This is a genomic window from Klebsiella sp. CN_Kp073, assembly GCF_040065495.2.
Classification (GTDB): domain Bacteria; phylum Pseudomonadota; class Gammaproteobacteria; order Enterobacterales; family Enterobacteriaceae; genus Klebsiella; species Klebsiella aerogenes.
The window spans coordinates 4,811,830-4,826,662 of record NZ_CM198051.1 but is presented as its reverse complement, the minus strand read 5'-3'; the positions used below and the strand labels follow the sequence as shown (position 1 = coordinate 4,826,662).

Sequence of the window (14,833 nt, the reverse complement as noted above, 5' to 3'; positions counted from 1 at the left end):
CCTGTGGGGATATCAAAAACAAATATGGAGCATATACATGGCGTGGAATCAGCCCGGTAATAACGGACAGGACCGCGACCCGTGGGGAAGCAGCAAAAATGGCGGCAACTCTGAGGGAAATGGCAACAAAGGCGGTCGCGATCAGGGGCCGCCCGATCTGGATGATATCTTCCGCAAGTTAAGCAAAAAACTTGGCGGTCTCGGCGGCGGTAAAGGCGGCCAGGGTGGCGGTAATGTGACTCAGGGCCCGCGCGGTCCAATGGGTGGGCGCATTGTCGGCATCGTTGCTGCAGCGGCGGTGATTATCTGGGCAGCCAGCGGTTTCTATACCATCAAGGAAGCGGAACGTGGTGTGGTGACACGCTTTGGCAAGTTCAGTCATCTGGTTGAGCCAGGTCTGAACTGGAAGCCAACCTTTGTCGATAATGTGCAAGCGGTGAACGTCGAGTCGGTTCGTGAACTGGCCGCATCCGGTGTGATGCTGACTTCCGATGAGAACGTCGTGCGCGTTGAGATGAACGTACAGTACCGGGTGACCGATCCGGAGCGCTACCTGTTTAGCGTGACCAGCGCCGACGATAGTCTGCGTCAGGCCACCGACAGCGCCCTGCGCGGTGTCATTGGTAAGTACACCATGGACCGTATCCTGACCGAAGGTCGTACCGTTATCCGTAGCGATACCCAGCGCGAGTTGGAAGAGACCATTCGTCCGTACAACATGGGTATCACCCTGCTGGACGTCAACTTCCAGACGGCGCGTCCGCCGGAAGAGGTGAAGGCCGCGTTTGATGATGCCATTGCCGCGCGTGAGAACGAGCAGCAGTACATCCGCGAAGCGGAAGCCTATACCAACGAAGTTCAGCCGCGTGCTAACGGTCAGGCGCAGCGTATCCTCGAAGAGGCGCGTGCGTATAAAACCCAGACCGTACTGGAAGCGCAGGGTGAAGTCGCTCGCTTTGCGAAGATCCTGCCGGAATATAAAGCCGCGCCGGAAATTACCCGCGAGCGTCTGTATATCGAAACCATGGAAAAAGTGCTGAGCCATACCCGCAAAGTGCTGGTTAATGACAGCAAGGGCGGCAACCTGATGGTTCTGCCATTGGATCAGATGCTGAAAGGCGCCACCGGCGCGCCGGCAAAGAGCGATAGCAGTGGCGCAAGCGATCTGCTGCGCCTGCCGCCTGCGTCCAGCTCAAGCAGCGCCAGCACCTCATCAACCTCGAGTTCAACCGGGGGTACCATTATGGACCAACGCCGCGCCAACGCGCAGCGTAACGACTACCAGCGTCAGGGGGAATAACGATGCGTAAATCTGTTATCGCGATCATTGTCGTCGTGCTGGTAGTGCTCTACATGTCTGTCTTCGTGGTGAAAGAAGGCGAGCGCGGCATTACGCTGCGCTTCGGCAAAGTTCTGCGCGACGATGAGAACAAGCCGCTGGTGTATGCGCCGGGTCTGCACTTCAAGATCCCGTTTATTGAATCCGTGAAAATGCTGGATGCGCGTATCCAGACCATGGACAACCAGGCTGACCGCTTTGTTACCAAAGAGAAGAAAGATCTGATCGTCGACTCCTATATCAAGTGGCGCATCAGTGACTTCAGTCGTTACTATCTGGCGACCGGCGGCGGCGACGTCTCCCAGGCCGAAGTTCTGCTGAAGCGTAAGTTCTCTGACCGTCTGCGCTCTGAGATTGGTCGTCTGGACGTGAAAGACATCGTGACTGATTCCCGTGGTCGTTTGACCCTGGAGGTGCGTGATGCGCTGAACTCCGGTTCTGCTGGTACAGAAGATGAAGTCTCGACGCCGGCAGCCGATGACGCTATCGCTAAAGCGGCAGAGCGTGTAGAAGCTGAAACTAACGGTAAGGTTCAGGTGATCAACCCGAACAGTATGGCGGCGCTGGGTATTGAAGTCGTTGACGTACGTATCAAGCAGATCAACCTGCCGGCTGAAGTGTCTGAAGCGATCTACAACCGTATGCGCGCCGAGCGTGAAGCGGTTGCTCGTCGCCATCGTTCACAAGGTCAGGAAGAAGCGGAAAAACTGCGCGCTACCGCGGACTATGAAGTGACCAAGACCCTTGCGGAAGCCGAGCGTCAAGGGCGTATTCTGCGCGGTGAAGGCGATGCCGAGTCGGCAAAACTGTTTGCCGATGCATTCAGTCAGGATCCGGGCTTCTATGCCTTTATCCGTAGCCTGCGCGCTTATGAGAAGAGCTTCCAGAGCAACCAGGACGTGATGGTCCTCAGCCCGGATAGCGATTTCTTCCGTTACATGAAGTCACCGGATTCCGTGCGTAAATAAGCCGGGTCAGTGTGAAATCAGAAGGCGCCTTGCAAGAGGCGCCTTTTTTCATGCCATAGATTGTGATTTTTCTCTCAGCTAGTGGTTTCATATTGCCTGTGAAATGCCGGAGAATGTGAAGAAAGAAAAAGGGTTTGCGGTAATACTCACCGGCGCCAACTGGCGGCGGTTTTGTTTTTCTATAAGGGTCATCAATAATGAATGCAACAATTTGGCTGGCACTGGCGCTGGTTTTAGTTCTCGAAGGTCTTGGCCCACTGCTTTATCCCCGCGCCTGGCGCAAGATGGTAGCGACAATGAGCCAACTGCCGGATAATTTATTGCGTCGCTTTGGCGGCGGTCTTGTGGTGGCTGGCATTGTCATCTACTACATGTTGAGGAAATCGATTGGCTGATCAAAAAATAATCGGATTACCCTCATTTTGAGTGCAAAAAGTGCTGTAACTCTGAAAAAGCGATGGTAGAATCCATTTTTAAGCAAACGGTGATTTTGAAAAAATGGGTAACAACGTCGTCGTACTGGGCACCCAATGGGGTGACGAAGGTAAAGGGAAGATCGTCGATCTCCTGACAGAACGGGCTAAATATGTTGTGCGCTACCAGGGTGGCCATAACGCAGGCCATACTCTCGTAATCAACGGTGAAAAAACCGTCCTCCATCTTATTCCATCAGGTATTCTCCGTGAGAATGTAACCAGCATCATCGGAAACGGTGTTGTGCTGTCTCCGGCTGCGCTGATGAAAGAGATGAAAGGTCTGGAAGACCGTGGTATCCCTGTTCGTGAGCGTCTGCTGCTCTCTGAAGCCTGCCCGCTTATTCTCGATTATCACGTCGCGCTGGACGTAGCGCGTGAAAAAGCGCGTGGCGCGAAAGCTATCGGTACGACCGGTCGCGGTATCGGCCCGGCTTACGAAGATAAAGTCGCCCGTCGCGGCCTGCGCGTTGGCGACCTGTTTGATAAAGCCACCTTCGCTGACAAACTGAAAGAAGTGATGGAATATCACAACTTCCAGTTGGTGAACTTCTATAAAGCAGAAGCGGTTGACTACCAGAAAGTGCTGGACGATGTGATGGCGATTGCCGACATCCTCACCAGCATGGTCGTTGACGTTTCCGATCTGCTCGATCAGGCGCGTCAGCGCGGCGACTTCGTGATGTTCGAAGGCGCGCAGGGCACGCTGCTGGATATCGACCACGGTACCTATCCGTACGTAACTTCCTCCAACACCACCGCGGGTGGCGTGGCGACCGGTTCCGGCCTGGGCCCGCGTTATGTGGATTACGTTCTGGGTATCATCAAAGCTTACTCGACTCGCGTAGGCGCGGGCCCGTTCCCGACCGAGCTGTTTGATGAAACCGGCGAGTTCCTGTGCAAGCAGGGTAACGAATTCGGCGCCACTACCGGCCGTCGTCGTCGTACCGGCTGGCTGGACGCTGTCGCGGTACGCCGTGCGGTGCAGATTAACTCCCTGTCCGGCTTCTGCCTGACCAAACTGGACGTCCTTGACGGCCTGAAAGAAGTGAAAATCTGCGTCGGTTACCGTATGCCGGACGGCCGTGAAGTGACCACCACTCCGCTGGCTGCCGACAACTGGGAAGGTATCGAGCCTATCTACGAAACCATGCCGGGCTGGTCCGAAACCACCTTCGGCGTGAAAGAGCGTAGCGGCCTGCCGCAGGCAGCGCTGAACTACATCGCGCGTATTGAAGAGCTGACCGGCGTGCCGGTTGATATCATCTCTACCGGTCCTGACCGTACTGAGACTATGATTCTGCGCGATCCGTTCGACGCGTAATCATCATCCAGGGGCGCCGTTCGGGCGCCCTTGTTTTTGCAGTTCGCCCGCCCCATTTCAAATAAATTAGCGGCCTGAGCGCTGGCTGGTTTATCATCAATAGAGTTAATACCCGCGGATTCACCGCTTTCCCCTTACCCTGAGGTTGATGTGCAGTTAACGAGTTTCACCGATTACGGATTACGCGCGCTGATTTACATGGCGTCGTTGCCGGATGACCGAATGACCAGTATTTCCGAGGTGACGGATGTCTATGGCGTTTCCCGTAATCATATGGTCAAAATAATCAATCAGTTAAGCCGTGTTGGCTATGTGACGGCCGTGCGGGGAAAGAATGGGGGGATTCGCCTTGGCAAGCCGGCTAAAATGATTCGCGTGGGTGATGTTGTGCGCGATCTTGAGCCGCTATCGCTGGTGAATTGCAGCAGCGAATTTTGCCACATTACTCCCGCTTGCCGCCTGAAACAGGCACTTGCCGAAGCCGCGCAAAGTTTCCTGAAGGAACTGGATAACTACACGCTGGCCGATTTGGTTGAAAAGAATCAACCGCTATATAAATTATTACTGGTGGAAGAAAAGCGCTGAATGATTTGCGCCGCAGCGTAAAGAGAACCCACAAAGCGGCGGCGTAAAACGCAGTCAGACTTTCATCGGAGATGACAACGGAGGAACCGATATGTCACAAGACCCATTCCAGGAACGCGAAGCTGAGAAGTACGCGAATCCCATCCCGAGCCGGGAATTTATCCTCGAACATTTAACCAAACGTGAAAAACCGGCCAGCCGCGACGAGCTGGCGATTGAGTTAAATATTGAGGGCGAAGAACAAACTGAAGCGCTGCGTCGCCGCCTGCGGGCAATGGAACGCGATGGCCAGCTGGTCTTTACTCGCCGTCAGTGTTATGCGCTGCCGGAACGTCTCGATTTAGTCAAAGGCGTCGTTATTGGCCACCGCGACGGCTACGGCTTTTTACGCGTCGAAGGGCGCAAAGACGACCTGTATCTTTCATCTGAGCAGATGAAAATGTGTATTCATGGCGATCAGGTGCTGGCCCAGCCGCTGGGCGCGGACCGTAAGGGCCGTCGCGAAGCGCGCATCGTTCGCGTGCTGGTGCCGAAAACCAGCCAGATCGTCGGCCGTTACTTCACCGATGCCGGCGTGGGCTTCGTGGTGCCGGACGACAGCCGTCTAAGCTTCGATATCCTGATCCCTCCTGAAGAGATCATGGGCGCCCGCATGGGTTACGTGGTGGTGGTCGAACTGACCCAGCGTCCAACCCGTCGTACCAAGGCGGTCGGCAAAATAGTTGAAGTGCTGGGCGACAATATGGGCACCGGCATGGCCGTTGATATGGCGCTGCGTACCCATGAGATCCCTTACGTTTGGCCGCCGGCGGTGGAAAAACAGGTCTCCGGCCTCAAAGAGCAGGTGCCGGAAGAGGCGAAAGCCGGGCGCGTTGATTTGCGCTCTCTACCGCTGGTTACTATTGACGGCGAAGATGCCCGCGACTTTGATGACGCAGTGTACTGCGAGAAAAAACGCGGCGGCGGCTGGCGTCTGTGGGTGGCTATCGCCGACGTGAGTTACTACGTGCGCCCCGGTACGCCGCTGGACGGCGAAGCGCGCAGCCGCGGGACGTCAGTCTACTTCCCTTCGCAGGTCGTACCGATGCTGCCGGAAGTGCTGTCCAACGGCCTGTGCTCGCTGAATCCACAGGTCGATCGCCTGTGTATGGTCTGCGAAATGACGATCTCGTCAAAAGGTCGCCTGACCGGCTTTAAATTCTATGAAGCGGTGATGAGCTCTCACGCCCGTCTCACCTACACCAAGGTTTGGCATATGCTGCAGGGCGATCAAGAGCTGCGCGAACACTACGCGCCGCTGGTGAAGCATATTGAAGAGCTGCATAACCTCTATAAGGTGCTGGATGGCGCCCGTGAAGAGCGCGGCGGTATCTCATTTGAAAGTGAAGAAGCTAAATTCATCTTCAACGCCGAGCGTCGTATCGAGCGTATCGAACAGACTCAGCGTAACGATGCGCACAAGCTGATCGAAGAGTGCATGATTCTGGCGAACATCTCCGCGGCGCGTTTCGTTGAGAAAGCGCAGGAGCCAGCGCTGTTCCGTATTCACGATAAGCCAAGCACCGAAGCGATTACCGCCTTCCGCACCGTGCTGGCGGAGCTGGGGCTGGAGCTGCCGGGCGGCAACAAACCGGAGCCGCGCGATTACGCCGAGCTGCTGACTTCCATCGCCGATCGCCCGGATGCGGAAATGCTGCAGACGATGCTGCTGCGTTCCATGAAGCAGGCGGTCTACGATCCGGAAAACCGCGGCCACTTCGGCCTTGCGCTGCAGTCATACGCGCACTTCACCTCGCCGATCCGTCGTTATCCTGACCTGTCGCTGCATCGCGCTATTAAGTATTTACTGGCGAAAGAGCAGGGACATAAAGGCAATAGCACCGAGACCGGCGGTTGGCACTACAGCATGGAAGAGATGCTGCAGCTGGGCGAGCACTGCTCGATGACCGAGCGCCGCGCCGATGAAGCGACGCGCGAAGTGTCAGACTGGCTGAAGTGCGACTTCATGCAGGATCAGGTGGGCAACACCTTCTCCGGCGTGATCGCAAGCGTCACCGGCTTTGGCTTCTTCGTCCGCCTGAACGATCTGTTTATCGATGGTCTGGTACATGTCTCCTCGTTGGATAATGACTACTATCGCTTCGACCAGGTCGGGCAGCGGCTGATCGGCGAGTCCGGCGGCCAGACTTACCGCCTGGGCGACCGCGTGGAAGTGCGCGTCGAAGCGGTCAATATGGATGAGCGTAAGATTGATTTCAGCCTGATTTCCAGCGAACGCGGTCCGCGTAATGTTGGCAAAACTGCACGCGAAAAAGCGAAGAAGGGCGCGCCGGGTAAAAACGGCGGCGGCCGTCGTCGTCAGGTAGGCAAGCAGGTAAACTTCGAGCCAGATAGCGCCTTCCGTAAGGAAAAAGAGAAAGCTAAAGCCAAACCGAAAGGCGAAAAGAAAGCGAAAAAACCGTCGGCGAAAACGCAGAAAATCGCCGCGGCAACCAAAGCCAAGCGCGCGGCGAAAAAGAAGATCGCCGAGTGATTGACGTCCCTTCGCCCTGAAGTCTGCTGGCGCAGAACGGGGTGAAGGGAACGGATAACAGAACCTAAAACGAGTACATCAATGAGTGAAATGATTTACGGCATCCATGCGGTGCAGGCACTGCTGGAACGCGCCCCTGAGCGTTTTCAGGAAGTTTTTATTCTGAAAGGCCGTGAGGATAAGCGTCTGCTGCCGCTGATCCATGCCCTTGAAGCGCAGGGCGTGGTGATTCAGGTTGCCAGCCGCCAGTTCCTCGATGAGAAAAGCGAAGGTGCGGTGCATCAGGGCATCATTGCCCGCGTGAAGCCGGGACGTCAGTATCAGGAAAACGATCTGCCGGATCTGCTGGCGCAGTTCGATCAGCCGTTCCTGCTGATCCTCGACGGCGTCACCGATCCGCACAACCTCGGCGCCTGCCTGCGTAGCGCCGACGCCGCAGGCGTGCATGCGGTGATCGTGCCGCGCGATCGTTCCGCTCAGCTCAACGCTACGGCGAAAAAAGTCGCCTGCGGCGCGGCGGAAAGCGTGCCGTTGATCCGCGTCACCAATCTGGCGCGTACTATGCGTCTGCTGCAGGAAGAAAACGTGTGGATTGTCGGTACTGCCGGCGAAGCCGACCATACGCTGTTCCAGAGCAAAATGACCGGCCCGATGGCGCTGGTGATGGGCGCGGAAGGTGAAGGTATGCGTCGTTTGACCCGCGAGCATTGTGATGAACTGATCAGCATCCCGATGGCGGGTAGCGTCTCTTCGCTGAACGTCTCTGTCGCCACCGGTATCTGCCTGTTTGAAGCGGTGCGCCAGCGCAGCTAAGCCGCCGCTGGCGCGGCGGGTTAGTCGTCCAGCGCGCGCAGATGGTCGTTCTTATTGAGCGTCATTAGCGCGGCTATACTGACGACGGCCGTCGCCATCACGTAGTACGCCGGAATATCCAGATTACCGGTCTGTTTAATCAGGCCGGTAATGATCAATCCGGCGCAGCCGGAAAACACGGCATTTGATAGCGAATAGGCTAACCCCAGCCCGGTATAACGCACCCTGGTAGGGAACATCTCCGCCAGCATCGCCGGCCCAGGCCCGGCCAGAATCCCCACCAGTCCACCCGCAATCAGCACCACGATACCTTTCACCAGCAGCGTGCTGCTTTCCGCCTGCAATATTTTCAGCAGCGGCAGCGCCAGTACCAGCAGCAATACCGCAGCCGCGACCATCACCCGCCGACGTCCCCACTGATCGCTGAGCATCCCGGCAGGCAAGATGGTGATGGCGAAGCCAATGTTGGAGATCACCGCAATCAGCAGCGCCTGATTAAAACCGGTGTGCAGCGCGGACTGGAGGTACGAGGGCATGATCACCAGGTAGGTATAACCCGCCGCCGACCATACCATCAGCCGGCCAATGCCGGTGAAAATCGCTTTGAGCGTCTGGCGCCAACTGGCGCGGGTTTCCGCAGGCGGCGTAGTCTGCTGCTGGCGTAAAAAGCCCGGCGTCTCTTCCATTTTAACGCGTAGCCATAGCGCAACGATGCCCATCGGTATGGCGAGGAAAAAGGGAATTCGCCAGCCCCAGTCATGCAGCGCTTCGGGGCTCAGTACGGCGGAAATCAGCGCGACCACGCCTGCGCCTGCCAGCAACCCTAATGCCACGGTAAAAGATTGCCATGCGCCATACAGACCGCGTTTACCTTTAGGGGCGAACTCGGTCATCAGCGATACCGCTCCTCCATACTCGCCGCCGGCAAACAACCCCTGCAGAATACGTAATCCGGTCAGCAGGAGTGGCGCCGCAATACCGATGCTGGCGTAAACCGGTACCAGCCCGATTGCCGTGGTGGCGAGCGTCATCAGTACCAACACGATAATCAGCGTCGGCTTGCGACCAATACGATCGCCAAGACGGCCAAAAACGATGGCGCCCAGCGGGCGAAAGAAGAACGCAATCGCGAAAGAGGCGTAAGTCAGAATCAGCCCGGTCAGCGGCGCTTCCCCGTTCAACTGGAAGAAGTTTTTTGCAATTACGGTCGCCAGAAAGCCATAGACCGCAAACTCGTACCATTCAATAAAGTTACCGATAGAACCGGCGATCAGCGCGCGTTTTTGCGCCGCTGATGTTGTGCTGGCGGTGTGCATAGGAAGCCCCGACTGATACAAAACAGTAACGAATGAATAAATTATTCCATACATTTTTTCTGAGGAAATTTTAAATTCTTATGCCTGTGATGGGCTTCACGAAGGCGTAGCGGTTTTTTTGTGACCGTCTATGCGGGCGACCATACTTACTGTCAGAGCCATTGACGGAGGGAGACATCATGCACTGGCAAACGCATACCGTATTCAATCAACCGACGCCGCTGTGTAACAGCAATCTGTTTTTGTCCGATACCGCGCTTTGTGAGGCGGTAGTGCGTGAAGGCGCCGGTTGGGATGGCGATCTGCTCGCCAGCATCGGCCAACAGTTGGGCACGGCGGAATCGCTGGAGCTGGGGCAACTGGCGAATAGCAACCCGCCAGAACTATTACGCTATGACGCCACCGGCGCCCGGCTGGATGACGTGCGGTTTCATCCCGCCTGGCATTTGCTGATGCAGGGACTGTGCGCCAACCGGGTGCATAATCTCGCCTGGCAGGAAGACGCCCGCGCGGGTTCATTTGTTGCCCGTACCGCCCGCTTTATGCTGCATGCCCAGGTGGAGGCGGGAACGTTATGCCCGATAACCATGACCTTCGCCGCAACGCCGCTGCTGCAGCGCGCGTTACCTGCGGTGTTCAGCGATTGGTTGCCGCCATTACTCAGCGATCGCTATGACCCGCATCTCGCACCGGGCGATCAGAAACGTGGATTGCTGATTGGCATGGGAATGACCGAAAAACAGGGCGGTTCGGATGTGCTCAGCAATACCACCCGAGCGGAAAAAACGGCGGAAGGATTCTATCGGCTGGTGGGCCATAAATGGTTCTTCTCGGTGCCGCAGAGCGATGCGCATCTGGTATTAGGCCAGACGCCGGGCGGGCTCTCCTGCTTCTTTGTGCCGCGCTTTTTACCCGATGGCCAACGCAATGGCGTGCGCCTGGAGAGGTTGAAAGATAAATTAGGTAACCGCTCTAACGCCAGTAGCGAAGCCGAATTCTTTGACGCCTGCGGGTGGCTGATAGGCGAAGAGGGCGACGGCGTGCGGCAAATTCTCAAGATGGGCGCGCTGACCCGCTTCGACTGCGCGGCCGGCAGCCATGCCCTGATGCGCCGCGCATACTCGGTGGCGCTGTACCATGCGCTGCAGCGTCAGGCGTTCGGCAAGAATCTGGCCGATCAGCCGATGATGCGTCAGGTGCTGGGCCAGATGGCGCTGCGTCTTGAAGGACAAACCGCTTTTCTGTTCCGTCTGGCTCGCGCCTGGGATCGGCGCGACGATGCGCATGAAGTGCTATGGGCTCGTTTATTTACCCCGGCCGCCAAGTTTGCTATCTGTCGCGCCGGTATACCGTTTGTCGCCGAGGCGATGGAAGTGCTGGGCGGTATCGGTTATTGCGAAGAGAGCGAACTCCCGCGCTTATACCGTGAGATGCCGGTGAATAGTATCTGGGAAGGTTCCGGCAATATTATGTGCCTCGACGTAATGCGGGTGCTTGGCAAGCAGCCGGCGGCGTTAGAAATGCTGGCGGCGGAGTGCGCTGAGGTCAAGGGGCAGAACCGGCATTATGACCGCGCGTGGCGACAGCTTCAGCAACTCTTGCGGCGGCCGGTTGAGGCGCAGGGACGAGAAATAGCGCGTCTGGTGTATTGCCTGGGGGCGGGGGCGCAGATGCTGCGCTTTGCATCGCCGCCGCTGGCCCAGGCGTGGTGCCGGATGATGCTGGATCCGCGAGGAGGTATCCGCCTGGACGCTCAACTGCTGGACGATGCGCTGCTACGGGCGATGGGGCGCGGACGACAGCCGTCTCAGGCGTAGAGAATGGCCTGCACTCGCCAGCTATCCGGCTGCGGCTCTTCATACATCTGAACGATACGATACCAGGAAGCGCCCTGCTCATCGGCTTTTACGGCAATGGCATGCTCGACATCCTGCTGACTGCCGGAGATATTATTGACGGAAATCAGACCAATTTCGTTCAGGCCAGTGACGCAATCCGCACTGGCGAATTCGGCTGACTGAGCGGAAGTATTGGCCGTCGCGGTAGTCAGCAACAGGCTGGGTAAGGTCAGTGATCGTTTCATCGTCAGCTCCATTTCACGTAATCCCGAGGGCAGTCCGTTTGCTAACGTTCTGCCAAAAAGGCTGGCCGAACGTTATTATGCGTAGGAGAACGTGAATGGACGCAAAGCAGTGTAAAGCTGGTTAAAAACGCATCACACCGCTATTTATGATACAGAATCGCTTGCGAATACCACTGGCCGGGAACCATGGTGTCATCGATCATAACGATGACGTAGTAATCCGCTTTTGCGGCTTCTGCTTTGGCTTTCAACGCGGTCTCGACATCCATCGGCGAACCGTACATCAGCACGCTGACGGTACCAATCTTTTGCAGGCCCTCAGTCTGATTGCGACGAATTTCCTGCGGATGATCGCTTGCCGGCGGCGGCGCCTCCGGCGTACCCTGCAGGACGCTACATCCGCTTAAGGCGAGAGCCAGTAACCACGGTGTAAACCTACGCATGACCATATCTCGTTTCCTGATAGTGATAGTGTAGTGGTAGCCTGAATATCATTTCTGGGGAATGTTCCCGAATTGTTATCTATCGCGCGATTTTCGAATGAAAATGTTATGAAAGCGTAACCGAGCTCTCAACATTATAAATCGTGCTCAACGCAAAGCTTTGACGAATGTTTTGGTGCGAGACGCCGTGCCACTATAAAGAAGGAGACGATAGTTGATTACACTCGAAATGCGCAATCTGGCAGGCGGTGAAGTGATTCACGCCTGTCCGGCTGGGATGGCGGATAAGCCTCTGCCGGTTATCGTCTTCTATCACGGTTTTACCTCTTCCAGGCTGGTCTACAGCTACTTCGCCGTCGCGCTGGCCGAAGCCGGGTTCCGGGTGATTATGCCGGATGCCGCCGAACATGGCGCGCGTTTTCGCGGCGACGAGGAGGGGCGAATGCAGCGTTTTTGGCCGATCCTGCGACAGAATTTTCTTGAATTTCCCGCCCTGCGAGACGCGATTATCGCTGAGGGATGGCTGGAAGATGAACGGCTGGCGGTGGCCGGCGCATCAATGGGCGGCATGACCGCGCTCGGTATCATGACCCATCATCCAGAGCTAAAATGCGTGGCCTGCCTGATGGGCTCAGGCTATTTCAGCAGCCTCGCGCAGACGCTGTTTCCGTCGCCCGGATTCGATACGGCAAGCCTGGCGGAGTGGGACGTGACTCATCAGTTAGCGGCGCTAGCCGACAAGCCGCTGCTGCTGTGGCACGGCGACGCAGACGACGTGGTTCCGCCCGGCGACACATTTCGCCTGCAGCAGGCGTTAACGCAGAGCGGCCTGGCAACTAACCTGACCTGCCAGTGGCAAAAGGGCGTACGCCACCGCATTACCCCGGAAGCGCTGGACGCGACCACCGCCTTTTTCCGGCAGCATCTTTAAACGCGGATAACCTGCACGCCCTGATCCTCAAGCTGCTTGAGGATCGTTTCATCGGCCTGCTTGCCGGTGATAACCAGGTCGATTTGGCTGGCCTGGCTGAACAGCATCCCGGCGCGTTCGCCGACTTTGCTGCTATCGACCAGTACCGCCAGTTTGCCAACGACGTTAAGCATTTTCTGCTCGGCCATCGCGGTCAACATATCGGTTTTGTACAATCCCTCGGCGGTTAACCCTTTGCCGCTGGTGAACATCCAGTGCCCGGCATACAGGCTGTTTTCGCTACCCTGCGGGCTGAGGGTGATGAAGTGGCTGTGGTTATATTGCCCCCCCATAATGATCACGCTGTCATGCTCCTGGTCAATCAGATAGTTGGCCAGCGGCAGGTAGTTGGTAATGATCTGCACCGGTTTGCCGCATAATTCACGGCCAAGCAGGAAGGCGGTGGAGCCGCAGTTGATAACGATGCTTTCGCCCGGAGAAACCAGTTGCGAGGCGGCGCGGGCAATCCGCACTTTCTCATCGTGGTTTTGCGCCTGATGAATGTTCATTGGCGACCAACGTGGGCGCTGTTCGCTGATGGCTTCCGCGCCATTACGGACCTTTTTCAGCTTGCCATTTTCATCAAGCTTATTGATATCGCGTCTTGCCGTCGCCGGAGAGATGCCGAGGCGGGAGATTACCTGTTCTACGGTGACAAATCCCGTTTGCGCCAGCAAATCCAGTAAAATTTGATGTCTTTGCGCTTCAGTCATGAGCGAATCCGATTAAAAGTGACAAGCAAAGATGATATTTGAAATTAACGCTAAATACTAATGCGGAAAGGGAATTCCGGCGGGCGCGCCCGCCGGAATAGGATTACAAAAAGGATTTGAACGGCAGGTCTGGCTCAATGGTAAAGCAGTCATCGAATCCGCGTGGGTAGTGGTATTCGAAATTGTCTTTATCCAGCGGCCAGGTAAATTTACCGCCGACCTGCCAGATAAACGGCTTGAAGCCGTATTTCAGACGATCCTTTTTCATCTCCCACAGTACGCGGATCTCCTGTGGGTCGGCCTGGAAGTTGGACCAGATATCATGGTGGAACGGAATGACCACTTTGGCATTTAGCGATTCCGCCATGCGCAGGATATCGGCGCTGGTCATTTTGTCGGTGATACCGCGCGGGTTTTCCCCATAGGAACCGAGGGCGACGTCAATCTGATGCTCGTTACCGTGCTTTGCATAGTAGTTGGAATAGTGTGAGTCGCCGCTGTGGTACAGGTTGCCGCCCGGCGTTTTGAACAGATAGTTGACCGCGCGCTGGTCCATGCCGTCCGGCAGCACGCCGGCGGCTTTTTGATCGGCTGGCAGGGTAATGAGCGCAGTACGATCGAATGCGTCGAGCGCGTGGATCTCAATGTCTTTGATCTTCACCACATCGCCCGGCTTCATGACGATGCAGCGTTCTGCCGGCACGCCCCAGCCAATCCACAGATCAACGCAGGTTTTTGGTCCGATAAACGGCACATCGGCGGCGCAGTTTTGCATCACCGCGGCGGCGACGTTAACGTCGATATGATCGTTGTGATCGTGCGTCGCCAGCACGGCGTCAATTTGGCGGATGGCGAAAGGATCGAGCACGAATGGCGTAGTGCGCAGGTTCGGCTGTAGTTTTTTCACCCCGGCCATGCGCTGCATCTGGTGGCCGGTTTTCATCAGCGGATTACCGTGGCTCTGCTTACCGGTACCGCACCAAAAATCGACGCAAATATTAGCGCCGCCTTCCGATTTTAGCCAAATGCCGGTGCATCCCAGCCACCACATGGCAAAGGTGCCCGGCGCAACCTGCTCTTGTTCGATCTCTTCATTCAGCCAGCTACCCCATTCCGGGAAAGTGCTCAAAATCCAGGATTCACGGGTGATGGTTTGCACTTTACTCATCGATCTCTTCCTCTTTTATTTCAAAAGTAATCAATTGGTGATTTGTTTTGATTGATACTGGCACTGTTTTTTCAGGAATGCAATCGGCTATTTTCAAGAAAAAGC

The 14,833-nt window shown here is 56.3% G+C and carries 14 protein-coding genes; 9 read left to right on the top strand and 5 right to left on the bottom strand.

The window, feature by feature from the left end:
* Positions 1 to 37: 37 nt before the first annotated feature.
* The 7 genes from hflK (at position 38) to rlmB (ending at position 8,035) form a co-directional block, all read left to right on the top strand.
* Complete coding sequence (gene hflK / locus ABLV66_RS23215) at positions 38 to 1,300, top strand: FtsH protease activity modulator HflK (protein ID WP_015368631.1); 1,263 nt, start codon at positions 38 to 40, stop codon at positions 1,298 to 1,300.
* Between the two features lie 2 nt (positions 1,301 to 1,302).
* Positions 1,303 to 2,307: a protease modulator HflC gene (hflC, locus tag ABLV66_RS23210; protein WP_015368630.1), complete on the top strand. Its 1,005-nt coding sequence runs from the start codon at positions 1,303 to 1,305 to the stop codon at positions 2,305 to 2,307.
* A 197-nt stretch (positions 2,308 to 2,504) separates the two neighbouring features.
* Positions 2,505 to 2,702 carry a DUF2065 domain-containing protein gene (locus ABLV66_RS23205; protein WP_015368629.1) on the top strand — a complete coding sequence of 66 codons (198 nt, stop codon included), beginning with the start codon at positions 2,505 to 2,507 and terminating at the stop codon, positions 2,700 to 2,702.
* A 103-nt stretch (positions 2,703 to 2,805) separates the two neighbouring features.
* Positions 2,806 to 4,104 carry an adenylosuccinate synthase gene (locus ABLV66_RS23200; RefSeq protein WP_045396875.1) on the top strand — a complete coding sequence of 433 codons (1,299 nt, stop codon included), beginning with the start codon at positions 2,806 to 2,808 and terminating at the stop codon, positions 4,102 to 4,104.
* 150 nt (positions 4,105 to 4,254) lie between these two features.
* Positions 4,255 to 4,689 (top strand): nitric oxide-sensing transcriptional repressor NsrR, encoded by a 435-nt coding sequence (gene nsrR / locus ABLV66_RS23195; protein ID WP_045379682.1) that lies wholly within the window; start codon positions 4,255 to 4,257, stop codon positions 4,687 to 4,689.
* A gap of 91 nt (positions 4,690 to 4,780) precedes the next feature.
* Positions 4,781 to 7,222 carry a ribonuclease R gene (gene rnr, locus ABLV66_RS23190; RefSeq protein ID WP_045396877.1) on the top strand — a complete coding sequence of 814 codons (2,442 nt, stop codon included), beginning with the start codon at positions 4,781 to 4,783 and terminating at the stop codon, positions 7,220 to 7,222.
* An 81-nt stretch (positions 7,223 to 7,303) separates the two neighbouring features.
* Positions 7,304 to 8,035 carry a 23S rRNA (guanosine(2251)-2'-O)-methyltransferase RlmB gene (rlmB, locus tag ABLV66_RS23185; RefSeq protein WP_015704174.1) on the top strand — a complete coding sequence of 244 codons (732 nt, stop codon included), beginning with the start codon at positions 7,304 to 7,306 and terminating at the stop codon, positions 8,033 to 8,035.
* Positions 8,036 to 8,055: 20 nt separating this feature from the next.
* Here the strand turns inward: rlmB and ABLV66_RS23180 are convergent, their stop codons facing one another.
* A complete protein-coding gene (locus tag ABLV66_RS23180) occupies positions 8,056 to 9,351 on the bottom strand; it encodes an MFS transporter (RefSeq protein ID WP_047046281.1) in 1,296 nt (431 codons plus the stop codon).
* Positions 9,352 to 9,530: 179 nt separating this feature from the next.
* Between ABLV66_RS23180 and ABLV66_RS23175 the strand changes: the two genes are divergently transcribed.
* Positions 9,531 to 11,168, top strand: a complete 1,638-nt coding sequence (locus ABLV66_RS23175) for an isovaleryl-CoA dehydrogenase (RefSeq protein ID WP_348877026.1) — start codon at positions 9,531 to 9,533, stop codon at positions 11,166 to 11,168.
* On the opposite strand, the gene yjfN is transcribed toward ABLV66_RS23175, so the two are convergent.
* Entirely contained in the window at positions 11,159 to 11,434 is a 276-nt protein-coding gene (gene yjfN / locus ABLV66_RS23170; protein WP_020079815.1) for a DUF1471 family protease activator YjfN, read from the bottom strand. The two genes, ABLV66_RS23175 and yjfN, sit on opposite strands and share 10 nt — an antisense overlap.
* Before the next feature lie 140 nt (positions 11,435 to 11,574).
* Positions 11,575 to 11,883, bottom strand: coding sequence for a biofilm peroxide resistance protein BsmA (bsmA, locus tag ABLV66_RS23165; RefSeq protein ID WP_015368621.1), 309 nt, complete (start codon positions 11,881 to 11,883; stop codon positions 11,575 to 11,577).
* Positions 11,884 to 12,091: 208 nt separating this feature from the next.
* Here bsmA and yjfP point away from each other — a divergent pair, with 208 nt between their 5' ends.
* Entirely contained in the window at positions 12,092 to 12,808 is a 717-nt protein-coding gene (gene yjfP, locus ABLV66_RS23160; protein ID WP_348877027.1) for an esterase, read from the top strand.
* Here the strand turns inward: yjfP and ulaR are convergent.
* Positions 12,805 to 13,560, bottom strand: a complete 756-nt coding sequence (gene ulaR / locus ABLV66_RS23155) for an HTH-type transcriptional regulator UlaR (protein ID WP_015368619.1) — start codon at positions 13,558 to 13,560, stop codon at positions 12,805 to 12,807. The two genes, yjfP and ulaR, sit on opposite strands and share 4 nt — an antisense overlap.
* Positions 13,561 to 13,663: 103 nt before the next feature.
* Positions 13,664 to 14,728, bottom strand: coding sequence for an L-ascorbate 6-phosphate lactonase (gene ulaG / locus ABLV66_RS23150; RefSeq protein WP_045396887.1), 1,065 nt, complete (start codon positions 14,726 to 14,728; stop codon positions 13,664 to 13,666).
* Positions 14,729 to 14,833 lie beyond the last annotated feature (105 nt).

What these genes read in the sequence shown, in the direction of transcription:
- ulaG (WP_045396887.1), bottom strand. Translation starts at nt 14,728, where the DNA reads ATGAGTAAAGTGCAAACCATCACCCGTGAATCCTGGATTTTGAGCACT.
- hflC (WP_015368630.1), top strand. Translation starts at nt 1,303, where the DNA reads ATGCGTAAATCTGTTATCGCGATCATTGTCGTCGTGCTGGTAGTGCTC.
- yjfN (WP_020079815.1), bottom strand. Translation starts at nt 11,434, where the DNA reads ATGAAACGATCACTGACCTTACCCAGCCTGTTGCTGACTACCGCGACG.
- ABLV66_RS23180 (WP_047046281.1), bottom strand. Translation starts at nt 9,351, where the DNA reads ATGCACACCGCCAGCACAACATCAGCGGCGCAAAAACGCGCGCTGATC.
- rnr (WP_045396877.1), top strand. Translation starts at nt 4,781, where the DNA reads ATGTCACAAGACCCATTCCAGGAACGCGAAGCTGAGAAGTACGCGAAT.
- ulaR (WP_015368619.1), bottom strand. Translation starts at nt 13,560, where the DNA reads ATGACTGAAGCGCAAAGACATCAAATTTTACTGGATTTGCTGGCGCAA.
- hflK (WP_015368631.1), top strand. Translation starts at nt 38, where the DNA reads ATGGCGTGGAATCAGCCCGGTAATAACGGACAGGACCGCGACCCGTGG.
- rlmB (WP_015704174.1), top strand. Translation starts at nt 7,304, where the DNA reads ATGAGTGAAATGATTTACGGCATCCATGCGGTGCAGGCACTGCTGGAA.
- bsmA (WP_015368621.1), bottom strand. Translation starts at nt 11,883, where the DNA reads ATGGTCATGCGTAGGTTTACACCGTGGTTACTGGCTCTCGCCTTAAGC.
- ABLV66_RS23175 (WP_348877026.1), top strand. Translation starts at nt 9,531, where the DNA reads ATGCACTGGCAAACGCATACCGTATTCAATCAACCGACGCCGCTGTGT.
- ABLV66_RS23200 (WP_045396875.1), top strand. Translation starts at nt 2,806, where the DNA reads ATGGGTAACAACGTCGTCGTACTGGGCACCCAATGGGGTGACGAAGGT.
- ABLV66_RS23205 (WP_015368629.1), top strand. Translation starts at nt 2,505, where the DNA reads ATGAATGCAACAATTTGGCTGGCACTGGCGCTGGTTTTAGTTCTCGAA.